This window comes from Corynebacterium tuberculostearicum, from assembly GCF_022347385.1.
GTDB lineage: Bacteria > Actinomycetota > Actinomycetes > Mycobacteriales > Mycobacteriaceae > Corynebacterium > Corynebacterium tuberculostearicum_M.
Genome location: NZ_JAKRDT010000001.1, coordinates 44,922 through 61,355, shown reverse-complemented (window position 1 = coordinate 61,355; position 16,434 = coordinate 44,922). Strand labels below are relative to the sequence as shown.

The following is a 16,434-nucleotide window of genomic DNA, read 5'->3' as shown; positions in this document are numbered from 1 at the left end:
CGTTCTAGAGTGCTCCCTTCGTCGATGGAATTCCAGTCTGGCGGGGGTCGAATTCCACCGCACCGCGCAGTGCACGCGCTACGGCTTTAAACTCCGCTTCCGTAATGTGGTGCGGATCGCGCCCATAGCGCACGTTGAGGTGGAGCGTTACCGCAGCGTGGGTGGCGAGTGTTTCAAAGAAGTGGCGGTTTATCACGGTGGCGTAATGCCCACCGATGGTCTGCCACTGCAGGTGCTCTGGTTCGCCGTTCATGACGAAATAGGCGCGACCAGAAAAATCTGCAACCGCTTCCACCAAGGCCTCATCCATGGGCAAAAGCTGGGAGCCAAAGCGGCGAATGCCGGCCTTATCCCCCACCGCCTTACGCAGCGCAGTGCCGAGCACGATGGCGGTATCTTCCACAGTGTGGTGGGCGTCTACCTCCACATCGCCCTCTGCGCCCACGGTGAGATCGAAACTGCCATGGGTAGCAAAGGCCGTGAGCATGTGATCAAAGAAAGGCAGGCCAGTAGAAATATCGCTACGCCCAGTGCCATCGAGGTCGATGACCACAGAAATCTGTGATTCCGACGTCGCCCGCTGGGCGCGCCCTACGCGGTTGCTCATGCTTCGCTCCTTTCATCTGCGACCGAGGAGTCAGCCACTACTGTATCCGCAAGGTCCTCGGCTACGGCCAAAAAGGCCGAATTTTCTTCTGGCAGCCCCACCGTCATGCGCAGGTGGCCTGCGATGCCAACATCGCGAATGAGCACTTCCTTATCCAAGAACTGTTGCCACACGCGCTGTTGGTCAGCAAAGCGGCCGAAGAAGAGAAAATTAGATTCGCTAGGCAGGACGGTATAGCCCAATTCGCGCAAGCGAGCGGCCACCCGCTCGCGTTCGGTGGCAATCTTTTCCACCGTGGCGAGCGTATCCGCACTATGGCGCAGCGCCACCGTCGCCGCTGCTTGGGAAAGCACGGATAGGTGGTACGGCAAGCGCACCAGCATCACGGCCTCCACAAAGGCCGGGTCCGCCACGAAATAACCGAGGCGGCCGCCGGCAAAATCGAAGGCCTTAGACATGGTGCGCGAGACCACCAGCTTCGTGGGGTATTTCTCCAGCAGCGTCACCGCAGATGGCGAGGAAGAAAATTCGCCATAAGCTTCATCGACGATGAGGATGCCCGGGGCGGCGTCGGCAAGCGCGGCAATATCGTCCACGCTGGTCACCCCACCGGTGGGGTTATTCGGCGTAGTCACAAAGATGATATCCGGCTGGTGCTGCGCCACGGCTGCGAGCGCCCGGTCCATATCAATGCGGAAATTCTCATCGCGCGGGCACTCCACAAACTGCGTATGGGTGCCGTCCGCGAGGATAGGGTGCATGGAATAAGACGGGGTGAAACCGAGCACGCTGCGGCCTGGACCGCCGAATGCCTGCAACAGCTGCTGCAAAATCTCATTCGAGCCATTGGCCGCCCACACCTGCGCATAACCCACGCGCACGCCGGTTTGTTCAGATATATAGTCCGCCAAGGATTGGCGCAGCTCCACCGCATCGCGCTCCGGATAGCGATTGAGCGTGGTGGCAAGGCGCCGGGTCTCCGCCACCAAGTCATCCACTAGCGCCTGCGAGGGCGGATAAGGATTTTCGTTGGTATTGAGCTGGTAGGCCACATGGAGTTGCGGCGCCCCATAGGCAGACTTGCCGCGCAGCTCCTCGCGCAGGGGAAGATCATTCAAGTGCGTCATTTAATTCTCCTCAAATCGGGCGCGGATAGCCTCACCGTGGGCAGGCAGCCCCTCAGCCTCTGCAAAAGCGATAAGGTGCGGGGCAATCTCTTCCAACGCAGCTCGGTCATAATCAATAAGGTTGACCGGCCGCATAAAGGTATGGGTAGACAGGCCGGCAGAAAAGCGCGCGGTACCGGAGGTGGGCAATACGTGATTGGAGCCGGCCGCGTAATCTCCAAGCGGCACTGGAGCAAAGTCCCCTACAAAGATGGCACCGGCGTGCTTAATCTGCTCGGCCACCGCGCCGGGCTCTGCGGTGTGGATTTCCAGGTGCTCAGCGGCATAGGCATTGGCCACCGCCACCGCTGCATCCAGGGAATCGACCAACACAATTCCGGATTGCTCGCCGCCTAGAGCCTCGGCCGCCCACTGCGCATTAGCGGTGGCGCCGTAGCGCGCCTCTACCTCTGTTTTCACACGCTGAGCTAGGCTTGGAGATGCCGTAATGAGCACACTCGCGGCCATCGGATCATGCTCGGCCTGGGAGATAAGGTCATAGGCCACATACACCGGATTCGCGGTGTCATCAGCGATAATGGCGATTTCGGTCGGCCCGGCCTCGGCATCAGTGCCCACCACGCCGCGCACCAACCTCTTGGCTGCGGTGACGAAGATATTTCCAGGACCGGTAATCATGTCCACCGGGGCTAGTTCGGCGTCATCATCGCCGTAGGCCATCAGCGCGATGGCTTGGCCGCCTCCTACCGCCCAGACCTCGTCCACGCCCAGCATCTGGCACACGGCCAGCACCGTGGGGTGCGGCAGACCGCCGAATTCCTTTTGTGGCGGCGAGGCTACCACTAAGCTTTCCGAGCCGGCCGCCTGTGCTGGCACGGCGTTCATAATCACCGAGGACGGATAGACCGCCTTGCCTCCCGGCACATATAGCCCAACGCGCTCGATGGGGCGAAAGACCTCGGTCACCGTGGCACCTGGTGCCAGCTCGGTGGTGTGCGCGGCCGGCTTTTGCTCGGCGTGAACCTTGCGGACCCTCTCGATGGAAGCCTCAATCGCTTGGCGCACCTGCGGGTCTAGACCGGAAGCGGCCTTCTCCAACTCCGCTTGGGGCACCCGCAGGTGGGTTGGGCGCACGCCATCGAATTGCTCGCCATAGTCCAAGGCGGCCGCAGCGCCTTCGTGACGTACTCGATGAACCAGCGGCGCCACCTTGTCCACCACGGCGGCGACGTCGGTGCCACCGCGCGGCAAAACTCGCCGCAGCTGGGCGGGGCGCAGCTCTTGGCCACGCAAATCGATGGTGCGGAGCATTCCCGGATCCCCTCTTTGCCAATCGGATTTCTGTTATTAAACCAATATCCTAATGGCCAAACGCCAGCGAGGGGGCCGGTTTGGGCTATAGACTCGGTGTCAACACAGCTTTAAGGTGGTGGCAGCGATGAGCGAGATTGAACCCTCTCTTCTGCTCGCGCATGCCTGCACCATCGCCCGCGATAATGATGTTTCCTGCTGGACCCTGCCCACTGGCGAGCTTCTCGTTCCTCATGCGGCGGGTGGCTCCACTTTCATTTTTGTAGACCAGCTGGAAGAACCGGTGCTCCACCTGCACACCAGCCCCCGCGGCGGCGTCGATCTCAGCGAGATCTCTGAGCTCGCGCACTTGGCCAACGAGTGGAATCACGATTGCCTCTCCCCGGCCGTCGTGGTTGATTATGACCAGCCCGACTGCGTGAGCGTGTCTGGCCATAGTTATCTGCCGGCCGACACCTCCCCCAGCCGCGAACAGCTCGCGGCATTCCTCCTACCGGCGCTGCGCAACGCGGAGGTCCTCATGGATCTGCTCGCTCAGTCGCACCCCGGCCTCGTGCGCGAAGCCTCACCGGAGCTTGCCCCGCTTGCCGACGCCCCCTTAGAACCCTTCACCCTCGATAGCGTGGCCGAGATCCTGCCGCTTATCGGCATCCAACGCTTCCAAAGCGACGGCGCCACCGCCATCTACGCCTGGGTCAATGACGTCCTTTTCGCCTTCGCACTGGACAACGGGCCCAGCCTCATTCTCAAAGGGCATTGGGACCCCAGCCTGGACGAGGCGGAATTTACCCGGCTATTCCTCATTTGCAATGACTGGAATCGCGCCCACCACGGCGCCGTGGCATTTTGCCACCACACCTCCGAGGGCCTGCAGGTGCGGATGGATGCCGCCACCATTACCGCCGCGGGACTTACCCGGCCGCAACTATTTAGCGCCATCGGCCGCGGGCTCAAGCACATCCTGCACGGCATCGATGACATCGCGCACGAAGTAACCGGCGCCTCCCCCGTCGAATGGCCTTAGACGCGCGGATCACCAATCCTCATCGGCGCTCACAAAGGCCGTGGACCAATAGGCAAACATCGCCATAAAGGGCGCTACCGCCCACGAGATGGCCGGGGAGAAATTTGGGGCGAACTCTACGACTTCCCCTGGGTTTTCTGGCGGATGCGTAGCAGTGACCCCGCCAAAGACATAAAACGACGCCGCCCCAGCCAGGGCACACACCCCGACCCACAGGAGCATCGACAAGCCCCGCCCTTGCCGGCGGAGATACGCGCCCAACCCCAAGAACAAACCAAGCAGGCCGGTAATGAGGGCAAAAGTGATAAAGGCGACGAACTGGGCGTTTCCCATCGCATCGATGGCATAGCCGCCGTCATCCACCTCATGGCCGGTAAGTGTCGGCCGGAAAAGCCCCCACAGCGCACCGGCCACGCCATACGCCAGGAGCGCACACGCGAGTAACCCCGCACCAAAACCTAGGGTGCGGGGTAACCGGAGTTTTAACAATGACAACTTAGTTACAGAAGGTCCAGTTGCCGTTCTCGCGGCGGAAACGAACCGTAGAGGTCTCGGTGCCCTCAGAATTGGACACGCTGACGGTTGCAGAAGCATCGTCGCCATTGACCACAACGTCGTTGACGGACTGCAGCTTGGTCGACTGCGGGATGGACTCCAGCTGGCCAGCGAACTTCTCTACCTCGGGGTTGCCACCGCCCTGCTGGCGCATGGTGTTGGCGTACTCAGCAAAGGACTGGTTCGGCAGGCTATCGACGTACTGCTGGTACTGGCCGAACTCCTGGGACTGCTCATCGCGGACTGCCTGGCAGGCGTGCTGCGGCATGTAGTTGAAGTATTCCTTCACATTATCGATCTCGTGCTGGCCGCGAACCAGCTGCTCGATGGCCTGCTTATCGCCATCATTAGCGGCCTGGCCGCCTTCGATCGGCTTGATATCCTTCGCTCCAGCGAAAGGATCCTCCCCATTGTTCAGCGGGTTGGCCAGCTGATCCGGACCCTCGGCAGCGCCGTCCTCGCCTTCTTTGCCTTCTGCACCCGCAGCGGCGTCCTTCTTTTCGCCGTCCTTATTCTGATCCTTTTCTTTGTCTTTGTCCTTGTCCTTGTCCTCGGACTTATCGGCATCTTTGCCCTCGGACTTATCTGCAGACTTATCCTCAGAAGACTTGGATGCCGTGGTGGCGGCAGCCTTCTTGGAATCGTCATTGTCATCCGAACCACACGCAGCCAAAGCCAGCGGGGTGACCAGCGCAACTGCGATGAGGGACTTCTTTGCAGGGGTCAAAAAGGACAAGGGAAAGCTCCTGAATCAATCTTGCGAATGTGAAGCCACCCCAAGGGCGGCCTCTTATTTGTCTTCGCAATACTAACAACCCGACGATGGAAATGACATTGAGACTCCGTTAAAAGAACCTGTGAACTACCGTCCCGCCCGGCCAAGTCCGTACAATTGCCAAGGTGCACATAAACCGCGAGAGTATTATCGACGCCGCTCTTTCCCTGCTTGATACCTACGGGCTTGGCGACGTCACCATGCGCCGCGTTGCTTCCTCCCTCGGCGTCGCCCCCGGCGCGCTCTACTGGCACATTGCCAATAAGCAGGCGCTCATTGCAGCCTTAGCGCAGGACATCATCTCCCCCGTTTCTGGGGAGTCGCTCGAGGATATCAGCCTCAATCTTCGTGATTTACTGCTCGCCCGCCGTGACGGCGCCGAGGTAGTCATTGCCGGCCTCTCCCTCCCGCAGGCCCCCGCCTGGGACCGCCTCTTGGCGGCCTTCACCGCTGCTGCCACGCGCAGCACCCTTGCTGCCGACAGCGCCCACCGCGCCGCCGCGCTCTCCGCCATTCACCTCGTGCTCGGCGCCACCTTGATGGAACAGTCCCAACGCCAGCTTGCAGAAACCACCGGCGAGACTCCCGCCGCAGATTATCGCGCAGACCTCATTCGCGGCGTACGCATTATTAACGCCGGACTTACGCACGGCGCTGGGGACTAAAATGTGGTTATGCTCGTGGGCATGAACACTCCCTCCATGGACGCAGTCCCCACGCCCACCGAGCGCTACGGCCGCCAAATCTGGCCCGGCAAACCCACCCCACTGGGATCCACCTTTGATGGATCCGGCACCAACTTTGCCCTGTTTTCCGAGGTAGCAGACAAAGTCGAGCTCTGCCTCATCGACAAAGAAGGCACCGAGGAACGCATCGAGATGTCGGAGGTCACTGCCCATGTGTGGCATATTTACCTCCCCAATGTCACCCCTGGCCAGCGCTATGGCTACCGCGTCTATGGCCCCTATGAACCAGAAAACGGCCTGCGCTGCGACCCTTCCAAGCTCCTTGTAGACCCCTATGCCAGGGCGTTCGACGGCGAGTTCGACGGCGATGCCTCCCTTTACTCCTATGACATTCATGCCGAGGAACCCGGCACCGGCCGCAACGAAGAAGACTCGCTGGGCCACACCATGCTGTCGGTGGTCATTAACCCCTTCTTTGATTGGCGCAGCGACCACCGCCCCCATATTCCCGATAACGAAAAGGTCATCTACGAAACCCACGTCAAGGGTATGACCATGACCCATCCGGACGTGCCGGAAGAGCTCCGCGGCACGTATGCCGGCATGGCCCACCCTGCCGTCATTGACTACTTCAAAGAGCTTGGCGTTACCACCGTCGAGCTCATGCCCGTCCACCAATTCCTGCAGGACGATCGCCTGCGCAACCTGGGCCTGCGCAACTACTGGGGCTATAACACCTTCGGCTTTTTCGCCCCTCACCATGACTATGCCTTTGCCAAGAAGCCGGGCGAGGTGGTCTCCGAGTTCAAGTCCATGGTTCGCGCCTTCCACGAGGCCGGCATCGAGGTCATCCTCGACGTGGTTTATAACCACACCGCCGAGGGCAATCACATGGGCCCGACCATTGCTTTCCGCGGCATCGACAATGGCGCCTACTATCGCCTCGTCGAGGGCGATGAGGCCCACTACATGGACTACACCGGCACCGGCAATTCCCTCAATGTCCGCCACCCGCACTCGCTGCAGCTCATTATGGATTCGCTGCGCTACTGGGTTACGGAGATGCGTGTCGACGGCTTCCGCTTCGACCTGGCGGCGACCTTGGCGCGGGAGCTTGACGACGTCGACAAGCTCGCTACCTTCTTCGACCTAGTCCAGCAAGACCCCATTGTCAGCCAGGTTAAGCTCATCGCCGAGCCGTGGGACATCGGCCACGATGGCTACCAAGTGGGCAACTTCCCGCCGATTTGGAGCGAATGGAACGGCAAGTACCGCGATACCGTGCGCGACTTCTGGCGCGGCGAGCCCGCTACCCTAGGTGAATTCGCCTCCCGCCTGACCGGCTCTTCGGACCTCTATGCCGATAATGACCGCCGCCCCACCGCCTCCATCAACTTCATCACCGCTCACGATGGGTTTACCTTGCGCGATCTTGTGTCCTATAACAACAAGCACAACGAGGCCAATGGCGAGGACAACCGCGACGGCGAATCTTTCAACCGCTCCTGGAACTGTGGCGAGGAAGGCCCCACCGATAACGACGATATCCGCAAGCTGCGCCGCCGCCAGGCCCGCAACTTCCTGACCACTCTCCTGCTCTCCCAGGGCACTCCCATGCTCTCGCATGGCGATGAATTCGGCCGCACGCAGGATGGAAATAATAACGTCTACTGCCAGGACAACGAGCTGTCGTGGATGGACTGGTCCATGCTGGAGGAAGAAAAATCTGCCGCGATGCTGGGCTTTACCAAGCGCGTGCTGTCCATTCGCAACCATCACCCCGTCTTCCGCCGCAAGCGTTTCCTCGCCGGCGGCCCACTCGGCGCGGACGTCAAGGAACGCGATATCGCCTGGCTGGTTCCTTCGGGCCGCCTGATGACCCAAGACGACTGGGACCACGACTTCGGCCGCGCCCTCATGGTCTACCTCAATGGCAATGCGATTACGGAAACGACCGCCCGCGGCGAGCGCATCACCGATGATTCCTTCATCATGATTTTCAACTCCCACGACGGCGAAATCGAGTTCACCCTGCCCACCAAGGATCTCGGCGCTACGTGGCGGCTGATGGTCGATACCGCCGATTCCGGCGGCTACCCCGCGGAGGAAACCCTCATTGAGGCAGAGGGTACGATCACGGTGCAGCCGCGTTCAACGCTGATTCTGCGTCAGGTTGAACCGCCCGTTTTCGATTCCTAGAGAAAGGCCCCTCGTGTCATTTCCCGCGCACGGCGCACTCATCGATGTCACAGCGGATAAACTCGTGCTCCACCGCACCCTGCTGGCTACCAGCCTCGGTGCCCCCGCCACTGAAGATATCCCGCTTGAGTCCATCGACACCGTGCACGTGAGTGAACCGACCCCCACCGGCTTCGGCGCCCTGGACTTGGGCGCCGCCGGCACTATCGCCTTCGCCCCGCACCAAGACCCGCAGGCCGTCGCCCGCGCCATTTCCGCCGCACAGCGCGGCGAAGCACCCTCTTCCGCCGCCACCATCCCCGGCCTTGATTTCACTGCTGTGGACGTGGAAACGGCCAACGACAACTGGGGTTCTATCTGCCAAATAGGCGCGGTGCGCTTCCGCGATGGCCAGGAGACCGCCTCCCGGTCCTGGCTGTGCACCCCTCCACCAGGCCTCGAGCACTTCGCGGATATCAACGTCTCCATCCACGGCATTACCGCGGACGATGTGGAAGGGGCGCCGGCATTTGCCGACGTCGCCAAGGAGCTCTTCGATTTCCTCGGCGGCGACGTGCTTGTCGCGCACAACGCCCAGTTTGATTCCACCGCACTGCGCTCCGGCCTGCTTACTGCTGGCGCCGAGGTGCCCACCGTGCCGCTGGCCTGCTCCCTCGCGCTGTCCCGCGATGCCTCCAAGGCCAAGGTCATTTCGGTACGCAACCATAAACTGCCCACCGTCGCCGCCCACCTGTCTGCGCCGGACTTCAGCCACCACGACGCCACCGAGGATGCCCGTGCGGCCGGCGAAATCATCGCCCGCTTGGCCGAGCGCTTCGGGCACACCGGCAGCATCCGCGACCTATTCACCGCACGCGAATTCACCTTGGGCCGCCTCGATTCCGAGGACATCCTGCCTATCCTACGTGCCCACACCGCCCCCACCTCCGCCGCGGATCTCGGCGCTGGGACCGACTTCCGCGACCAGACCCGAGCGGCCGGCTCCGCACAGAAGAAGTCCCGCGGGCCCGCCCCGTGGCAGTCCGTCGCCACCCCGGACACAATCCCAGAGCCAAACCCCGACGCCGACCCGGACGGCGCACTCTACGGCCAGCACGTCACCCTCACCGGCGATTTCGAGCCCTTTGATAAGGGCGTGCTGTGGCAGGGCATCGCCGAGCGTGGCGGCCAAGTGGCAAAGAACGTCACCAAAAAGTCCACCCTGCTTATCGTGGGCGAATGGGCAAAGAAGACCTCCAAGGAAAAGCGCGCGGAGGAGCTGCAGGCCAAGGGCCAAGAAATCGACATCTGGCCGGCCGATAAGCTCTTTGCTGAGCTGCAACTCGACGCCGAGCCGCCCTTCTAGGCCCACCCCGGGAACCAAACGGCGGTTTCTCCAGTCCAATAAAGGCGACCGCACCCTACCGCCACACTGGAGAAACCGCCGTGACCGTCGCCCTGCGCCCGCCTCGTCCCACCACCGCAAACCTGCTGCCTGCGCTCTTTGCCCGCTCGTGGCTGAAAGAACAGCGGCTTTCTGACGACGGCTTCTGCGACTCCCTCGCCACCATCCAGCTCTCCCCCAGCCTGTCCATGGCTCTGGTCTTTCCCGGCAAGCAGACCTTTCGCCGGCTCAGTCACCGCGGCCTCGCGGACATGGATATCTCCGCGCGCCGAGCATGGAACCACGCCTCCCATAACCTGCAGCGCGCCGCACTCGATTCGCAAGGGCTGCGCTTTTGGACCCGCCCCGCCGCCTGCGAGCTTCCTTCCGCCGCCCGTTTCGGTGGCTTGCAGGTCCGCTCCCACGGCGCACCGATTTCCTCCTGGATTGCCCACCCAGAGACCTTTACCGTGCTGGACAAGCACATGCGCCGCCTCCTGCGATCGCACTCCCTGACCTACCTGGTGCCGGACTCCGCCACGCTCTTTGCCTTTGCCCACCTGCCGGACACCTATGCCCGCCAACTGGCCGCCGATGCCGTCGCGCGCGTGCCCCGCCATCGCACCGTGCTCCACCCACGCCCGCTAGTATGGTCTAACGGATTCCCGCGGGAGTTATGAAAGGAGCACCATGCCGGAAAGTAGGATGTCGCGGCTGAGCAACCAGTACCACGACTGGGCGCGCAGCCACCCCACCGCCGCGGTGGACTTCCGCACCGCCATCGAGGACCTCCTCAATGACGCCGGCATCATCTTCGACCGCGTCTCTACCCGCGTCAAAACCTGGCCCTCACTGAAGGCGAAGGCCAAAAAGCGCCGCGAGAACGGCGATTTTGTCTATCCCCAGCCCTGGCAAGAGATCCACGATGTGATGGGCGTGCGTGTGACGTTGTATCACTCCACCGCTATTCCAGAAGCGCTAGGCGTTTTTGGTGAATCCTTTAAGGTTGAACGCTCCGTTGACAAAGCGGCCGAGACTCGCATTTCCGGCGGCTTTGGCTACGGCTCCCACCACCTGGTGCTGACTGTGACCGAAGATAGCGCGGCTGCAATGGAAGAGCTCGCCGCCTACGTGGGCTGGACCTTTGAGGTGCAGATTCGCACCGTCCTGCAGCACGCGTGGGCGGAGTTTGAGCACGATATCCGCTATAAGCAGGGGCCGAACCCACCCTCGCCGGAGGTAGATCGTCTCTTTACCTTGGCCGCGGGGCTTATCGAGCTTGCAGACCAGCAATTCGATGAGATCGCCGCCCTCAAGGCCCCCGATACAGAAACCGACAAGGACGTCGAGCTTACCGCCGAGACCCTGCCGGGCGTGCTCGCCATCATCTTGGGTAATCGCTTCCCGCTCTCGCGCTCGGAGCACTACCGCTTCTTGGCGGAGCTCTTGGAGCAAAACGGCGTGCGCCACTTGGGTCAGCTTGAGCAGCTGCTGGATGATACCGCCATTGCTCACGTCCACGACGCCATGCGCTACCGCTTCCGCCCCGGCCAGGTGCGGCTTATCGACGACCTCCTGCTCAACAAATTTGGCAAGCAACACATCGAGGCCACCGCCGAATCCGGCGACCGCCCGGGCCGCAAGCGGCGGCTTACTGCGCGCCTGAAAGCGCTACGCGCCGCCCACTAGTCGCGCAGTATGTTTCGGTAACTTACCGGAAACCGCCGCGGAATTTCTCCATGTCGCGGCGTTCCTTCTTCGTCGGCCGGCCAGCACCGCGCGGGCGCACGGGAACCGACGGCATAAACTCCTTGGGCGGCGGCGGTGGCGCATGGTCCGTATAGCAGGTGCGCGCGACGGGCGCGCCGACGCGCTTGGCGACGGTCGCTAAAACCTCGAGGTCATGCTCGTGGTGGTTGCGCCATACGCGCACGCGGTCGCCCGGCACCACCTGTTGGGAAGGCTTGACGGCCTCGCCATTGATCTTTACGTGCCCGGCGCGCACGGCGGTCGCGGCCGCAGACCGGGTTTTAAACATGCGAACGGCCCACACCCAGGCATCGATCCTGACGGGGCGGCCGCTAGGTTGCGGTGCCGGCATCTAGTACTGGTTGTGGTTCTCGTTGACGATTTTCTGGATCTTTAGCCAGTTATAGCCGCCACCTGCGACGGCGACGATGGCCCCCAGTAGCATCCAGGCCCAGAAGTTAACCGAAAGCACGCCGAGCACTACGCCCACACCGAGGCCGCCGGCCACGCATACGACGGCGTTGCGGGAGTGCTTGCGCACCTGCTGCTTGCGCTGCGCAATGGGGTTATTCGGTCGTTGCTGCATACTCATGGTCAGGATCCTACCTCAACCCACGCGCTGCCGGCCTCTGCCGCCTCGAGCTGGCCCTGCGAGATCGCTGCCAGCGTTGCTTCCAGCTCGTCCAGCCCGCCTGGGTGCACGGCCACGGTAAAGGTGACCGCGGCCGCATAGGCGGTATCGGTTATCTCATAGCCGCGCCCGCGCAGGTCCGCTTCCACGCGCCCGGCCGTCGCATGCGGGCACTCCACCGCATAAAGCTCCCGGCGCGCCCTGGTTACCGCGCGCACCTTCTCCATGGCCTCGCTCACCGCGCCGCCATAGGCATGCACCAACCCGCCGGCCCCCAACTTGATGCCGCCGAAGTAGCGCACGACTACCGCGCACACATCGAGCATGCCGGAGCCCTTCACCACGTCCAACATCGGCTTTCCAGCCGTGCCGGAGGGCTCGCCGTCATCGGAGGAGCGCTCCACCGGGTTCGCGCCATCGACGTGGTAGACGTAAGCGGAGCAGTGGTGGCGGGCGTCGGGAAAGCGGCTGCGGGCGGCGTCGATAAACGCGCGGGCCTCTTCCTCATTGGTGACGCGGCCGATCAAGGTAATAAACCGGGACCGCTTAATTTCAATTTCGTGTTCAACCTGGCCTACTGGGCGACGATAAGAATCCTGCATTAGGCCACGAGGAATTCATACTCGGGGGTGCCGGGCTTGAGGTACTGCACCGAAATCTTGGATTCTCCCATGCGCTCTAGCAGGCCCTCGAGATCTTCGGCACGGCTAAGCTGCAGGCCCACCAGCGCGGCACCCGTCTCGCGGTTATTGCGTTTGAGGTACTCAAAAAGCGTGATGTCATCGGTCGGGCCCAGAATCTCGTGCAAGAAATGGCGCAACTGGCCCGGCTCCTGCGGGAAATTCACCAAGAAATAATGCTTCAGGCCGCGGTGGACCAGGGAGCGTTCCATGATTTCGGCGTAGCGCAGCACATCGTTATTGCCGCCGGAAATTACGCACACCACCGTTGAGCCTGGTTCCAGGTCCAATTGGTGCAAGCCCGCCACCGACAGCGCACCGGCCGGCTCCGCAATGATGCCCTCATTTTGATACAGGTTAAGCAGATCCGTGCACACCGCGCCCTCGGACACGGTGTCGAAGCTCAGGCGCTCGCGATTGGCTGCCAAAATCTCATAGGGCAGCGCGCCAAGGCGCTTGACGGCCGCGCCATCCACGAAGGGGTCGACCTCCTCCAGCGTGACCGGTCCGCCGTGGTCAAACGCCGCTCTGAGCGACGCCGCCCCCTCCGGCTCCATGCCCACCACCCGGGTCTGCGGCGCCATATCCGCCACGTAGGAGGTGATGCCAGAAATCAGGCCGCCGCCGCCCACAGGAACGACGATGGTATCGAGCGACTTGCCCTTGGCCGAAAGCTGCGCCAGAACCTCCGCCGCGACCGTGCCTTGTCCGGTGATGGTATCGCGGGCGTCGAAGGGCTCGATGAAGGTGGCGTCGCGCTCGGCGGCGTCGGCATGCGCGGCCGCGGCTGCCTCGTCGAAGTTGGCGCCGACCACCACCAGCTCCACCTGGTCGCCGCCATGGGCCAGGATGCGGTCGCGCTTTTGCATCGGCGTGGGCTCCGGCACGAAAATCTTGCCGGCAATGCCCATCGTGCGGCAGGCATAGGCCACGCCCTGCGCGTGATTGCCGGCCGAGGCCGTAACAATTCCCCGGCCGCGCTCTTCCTGGGGAACATTCGACATACCGTTTAACGCGCCGCGAATCTTATAGGAGCGCACGTCCTGCAGATCCTCGCGCTTGAGATAGACCTCGCAGCCTGTCTCGGCCGACAGCCGGGCGCAGTACTGCAGCGGAGTCGGGGCGATTTCCGAGCTAATCCGCGCCTGCGCCTGCTGGATATCGGATGCATGGATGGTCGAATCAGTCATGTCTTGACAGTCTACCCATTCACTGGAAATTCACTGTCCTTTAGTTGCACCGTTACCTCCATCAGCAATAGTGGACATAACCACAAGAAAGGAATACTTATGCTTAAGCGCATCTCTCTCTGCGTTACCTCCTCGCTCGTCCTCGCCTGTGCCCCGGCCGCCCACGCCCATATCGTGGATACCGTGCTGGAACACTCCGCCCCCAACGCGGCACTGCAGCTGACCCCCATCGGTTCCCATGAATCCGGCGTGCTGGGCAAATCCGCCGCCGAAATCGTCGCCTACCACGCTGCGTCCCAGCGCATCCTCACCGTCAATGCGCGCTCCGGCGAGGTCGATATCCTGGACGCCTCCGATCCCACTAAGCCGCGCAAGATCGGCGCCGTCTCCGCCGGCGGGGACAAGGAAATCAACTCCGTAGCCGTGCGACCCGATGGCCTGGCCGTCGCCGCGGTACAGCAGGCGGACAAAACCGACAACGGCGAGGCGCTGTTCTTCAACGCCGAAACCGGCGAGGAGCTTGGGCGCGTAGGCGTAGGCGCCCTGCCCGATAACGTGCACCTCACCGCCGACGGCCGCCACGCGCTGGTAGCCAACGAGGGCGAGCCTTCCGACGCCCTCAACGCCGAGGGCACCGCCTACCTCAAGGACCCAGAGGGCTCCATTTCCGTCATCAGCCTGCCCGAGGACGTCGCAGCGCCCGCGCTTGGCGACGTCCACACGGCCGACTTCAGCGCCTTTGACACCACCGACCTCGACCCCTCGATCCGCGTCTTCGGCCCCTCCGAACACCACAACCTGCCTTCAAGGGACTTCGAGCCGGAGTACATCTCCTCCGCGGGCGGCAAGGCCTATGCCACGCTGCAGGAAAACAACGCCATCGCGGTCATCGATATCGAGTCCGCCACCGTAGAAAAGGTAATCCCCGCTCATATCGCGGACCACTCCCAGGTGCCGCTGGATCCGTCCAATAAGGATGACGCCGCGGAGCTGCGCACCATTCCGGTCAAGGGCCTGTCCATGCCGGACTCCATCGGCGCCTTCGAGGCGGAGGGCCAGACCTATTTCGCCACCGCCAACGAGGGCGATGCTCGCGAGTGGGGCGGCTATACCGACGAAGTAGAGCTCAAGGACCTAGTAAAGGACGGCAAGGTCTGCGATGATCTCGAGCTTCCCGAGGGCATTGAGGATAAGAAGTTTGCCGGCAACCTCAAGCTCACCAACGCTTCTGGCTGGAATGAAGAGAAGGGGTGCTTCGACGGCCTGTATGCCTATGGCTCGCGCTCCTTTAGCATCTACGACGCCGAGGGCAACGTCGTCTTCGACTCCGGCGCGGACTTCGAGAACATCACCAAGGATATGCCCGGCCTGAACTTCAACGCCGATAACGAGGATCCGGATTTCGATGACCGCTCCGATAATAAGGGACCAGAGCCGGAAGCCTTGACCATCGGCAAGGTTGGCGATCGCACCTATGCCTTCATCGGCGCAGAGCGCGTGGGCGGCATCTTTGTCTACGACGTAACCACTCCCGCCGAGGCAAAGTTTGTCACCTACGTCAACAATCGCGATTTCTCCGTTGGCTACGACGAGGACGATGTCGCTGCAACCACCAAGGCCGGCGACCTCGGACCAGAGGGTCTAGCCTTCGTTCCCGCTGCAGATTCCCCTACCGATGACGCACTCCTCATCGCCGGCAACGAGGTCTCCGGCACTACCACCGTGTTCTCCGTCAAGGACCTGCTTGCCGACGCCTCCGACAACGCCGACTCCCCCTCCACGTCCGCGGGTTCCACTGGATCCAGCAACGGCAGCAGCGTCGCTGCCGGCGTGGGCATCGTGGCTGGTTTGGTAGGTCTTGGTGCCCTGATTGGCGGGGCGCTGGGCTTCCTGCCGAAGACCGTCGACGAGTTCTATGCGCTGTTGCCGGCACAGGTGCGCCAGCTTTTGCCATAGACCTTCCGGGGTTTACCTGCTAAATTATTTGAGGCTAATACCTCTCACTCTAAAAGGAGAACCATGCGCAACCGTCTCAGCACTTCGCTCGTCGCCGCCACCGCCGTGGCAGCGGGCCTCGTTGCACCAGCTACCGCTTCTGCCGCTGAAGCGCAGCCGAAGCAGATCTCGGCTGAATGCCAGGCCGAGGTCGACAACGCCAAGGCAGAGCACCTCAAGAAGATCGAGAGCGGCGAGCTCGGATCTTCCGCCCGCACCCCGCAGGAGCTCATGCAGGGCCTGGCCAACGGCTACGGCTCTTCCGGAATGCCAAAGGAGCCGGACTGCGTAGCCGAGGAGGCAGAGGCGCAGCAGATCGAGGCACTCAAGCGCCTGCCTATCTGGGGTTCCTCTTCCCCAGAGAAGTTCCTCGAGGTCATGAGCTGGGTTACCGTGGCTGCCAGCCTCGTTGCCGCGCTGCTGCAGGCCCTCACCATGGTTGCCAAGGTGAACCCGGCCGTGCTGGAGCCGATGAAGAATGCCCTCAAGCAGTTGGGCGTGCGCTTCTAAGCACTAAATAATTGAGCCGCTCCGGAACTCCG

The 16,434-nt window shown here is 62.3% G+C and carries 17 protein-coding genes; 8 read left to right on the top strand and 9 right to left on the bottom strand.

The window, feature by feature from the left end; translation table 11 throughout:
- Nucleotides 1-4 precede the first annotated feature (4 nt).
- Genes hisB through hisD form a run of 3 tightly spaced genes read right to left on the bottom strand, consistent with a single transcriptional unit; the run spans nt 5 to nt 3,045 of the window.
- On the bottom strand, nt 5-607 hold the full coding sequence (gene hisB / locus MHK00_RS00280) for an imidazoleglycerol-phosphate dehydratase HisB (protein WP_250410000.1): 603 nt from the start codon (nt 605-607) through the stop codon (nt 5-7).
- A complete protein-coding gene (locus MHK00_RS00275; RefSeq protein ID WP_250409999.1) occupies nt 604-1,734 on the bottom strand; it encodes a histidinol-phosphate transaminase in 1,131 nt (376 codons plus the stop codon). The genes hisB and MHK00_RS00275 overlap by 4 nt, the downstream gene beginning before the upstream one ends.
- A complete protein-coding gene (hisD, locus tag MHK00_RS00270) occupies nt 1,735-3,045 on the bottom strand; it encodes a histidinol dehydrogenase (RefSeq protein ID WP_250409998.1) in 1,311 nt (436 codons plus the stop codon).
- A gap of 127 nt (nt 3,046-3,172) precedes the next feature.
- Here hisD and MHK00_RS00265 point away from each other — a divergent pair, with 127 nt between their 5' ends.
- Entirely contained in the window at nt 3,173-4,069 is an 897-nt protein-coding gene (locus MHK00_RS00265) for a YbjN domain-containing protein (RefSeq protein WP_179386696.1), read from the top strand.
- Nucleotides 4,070-4,078: 9 nt separating this feature from the next.
- Here MHK00_RS00265 and MHK00_RS00260 read toward each other — a convergent pair whose 3' ends face one another.
- On the bottom strand, nt 4,079-4,483 hold the full coding sequence (locus MHK00_RS00260) for a hypothetical protein (RefSeq protein WP_250409997.1): 405 nt from the start codon (nt 4,481-4,483) through the stop codon (nt 4,079-4,081).
- 82 nt (nt 4,484-4,565) lie between these two features.
- The gene (locus MHK00_RS00255; RefSeq protein ID WP_250409996.1) at nt 4,566-5,360 is read right to left on the bottom strand and encodes a hypothetical protein; all 795 of its coding nucleotides are present in this window, start codon (nt 5,358-5,360) and stop codon (nt 4,566-4,568) included.
- Nucleotides 5,361-5,524: 164 nt separating this feature from the next.
- Here MHK00_RS00255 and MHK00_RS00250 point away from each other — a divergent pair, with 164 nt between their 5' ends.
- The 5 genes from MHK00_RS00250 (at nt 5,525) to MHK00_RS00230 (ending at nt 11,336) form a co-directional block, all read left to right on the top strand.
- Nucleotides 5,525-6,064, top strand: a complete 540-nt coding sequence (locus MHK00_RS00250) for a TetR family transcriptional regulator (RefSeq protein WP_250409995.1) — start codon at nt 5,525-5,527, stop codon at nt 6,062-6,064.
- Between the two features lie 21 nt (nt 6,065-6,085).
- A complete protein-coding gene (glgX, locus tag MHK00_RS00245) occupies nt 6,086-8,284 on the top strand; it encodes a glycogen debranching protein GlgX (RefSeq protein ID WP_250409994.1) in 2,199 nt (732 codons plus the stop codon).
- A 13-nt stretch (nt 8,285-8,297) separates the two neighbouring features.
- The gene (locus MHK00_RS00240) at nt 8,298-9,629 is read left to right on the top strand and encodes an exonuclease domain-containing protein (protein ID WP_250409993.1); all 1,332 of its coding nucleotides are present in this window, start codon (nt 8,298-8,300) and stop codon (nt 9,627-9,629) included.
- Nucleotides 9,630-9,709: 80 nt separating this feature from the next.
- A complete protein-coding gene (locus MHK00_RS00235; protein ID WP_005328828.1) occupies nt 9,710-10,327 on the top strand; it encodes a hypothetical protein in 618 nt (205 codons plus the stop codon).
- Nucleotides 10,328-10,337: 10 nt separating this feature from the next.
- Nucleotides 10,338-11,336: a GTP pyrophosphokinase gene (locus MHK00_RS00230; protein WP_250409992.1), complete on the top strand. Its 999-nt coding sequence runs from the start codon at nt 10,338-10,340 to the stop codon at nt 11,334-11,336.
- Between the two features lie 22 nt (nt 11,337-11,358).
- On the opposite strand, the gene MHK00_RS00225 is transcribed toward MHK00_RS00230, so the two are convergent.
- Genes MHK00_RS00225 through ilvA form a run of 4 tightly spaced genes read right to left on the bottom strand, consistent with a single transcriptional unit; the run spans nt 11,359 to nt 13,897 of the window.
- Nucleotides 11,359-11,748, bottom strand: a complete 390-nt coding sequence (locus MHK00_RS00225) for an RNA-binding S4 domain-containing protein (protein ID WP_023021235.1) — start codon at nt 11,746-11,748, stop codon at nt 11,359-11,361.
- The gene (locus tag MHK00_RS00220; protein ID WP_250409991.1) at nt 11,749-11,988 is read right to left on the bottom strand and encodes a hypothetical protein; all 240 of its coding nucleotides are present in this window, start codon (nt 11,986-11,988) and stop codon (nt 11,749-11,751) included.
- A 2-nt stretch (nt 11,989-11,990) separates the two neighbouring features.
- Nucleotides 11,991-12,629 (bottom strand): YigZ family protein, encoded by a 639-nt coding sequence (locus MHK00_RS00215; RefSeq protein WP_250409990.1) that lies wholly within the window; start codon nt 12,627-12,629, stop codon nt 11,991-11,993.
- Nucleotides 12,629-13,897 (bottom strand): threonine ammonia-lyase IlvA, encoded by a 1,269-nt coding sequence (ilvA, locus tag MHK00_RS00210; RefSeq protein ID WP_250409989.1) that lies wholly within the window; start codon nt 13,895-13,897, stop codon nt 12,629-12,631. The genes MHK00_RS00215 and ilvA overlap by 1 nt, the downstream gene beginning before the upstream one ends.
- Nucleotides 13,898-13,996: 99 nt before the next feature.
- Between ilvA and MHK00_RS00205 the strand changes: the two genes are divergently transcribed.
- Entirely contained in the window at nt 13,997-15,853 is a 1,857-nt protein-coding gene (locus tag MHK00_RS00205) for a choice-of-anchor I family protein (RefSeq protein ID WP_250409988.1), read from the top strand.
- Nucleotides 15,854-15,916: 63 nt separating this feature from the next.
- A complete protein-coding gene (locus MHK00_RS00200) occupies nt 15,917-16,402 on the top strand; it encodes a hypothetical protein (RefSeq protein WP_250409987.1) in 486 nt (161 codons plus the stop codon).
- Nucleotides 16,403-16,434: the final 32 nt, after the last annotated feature.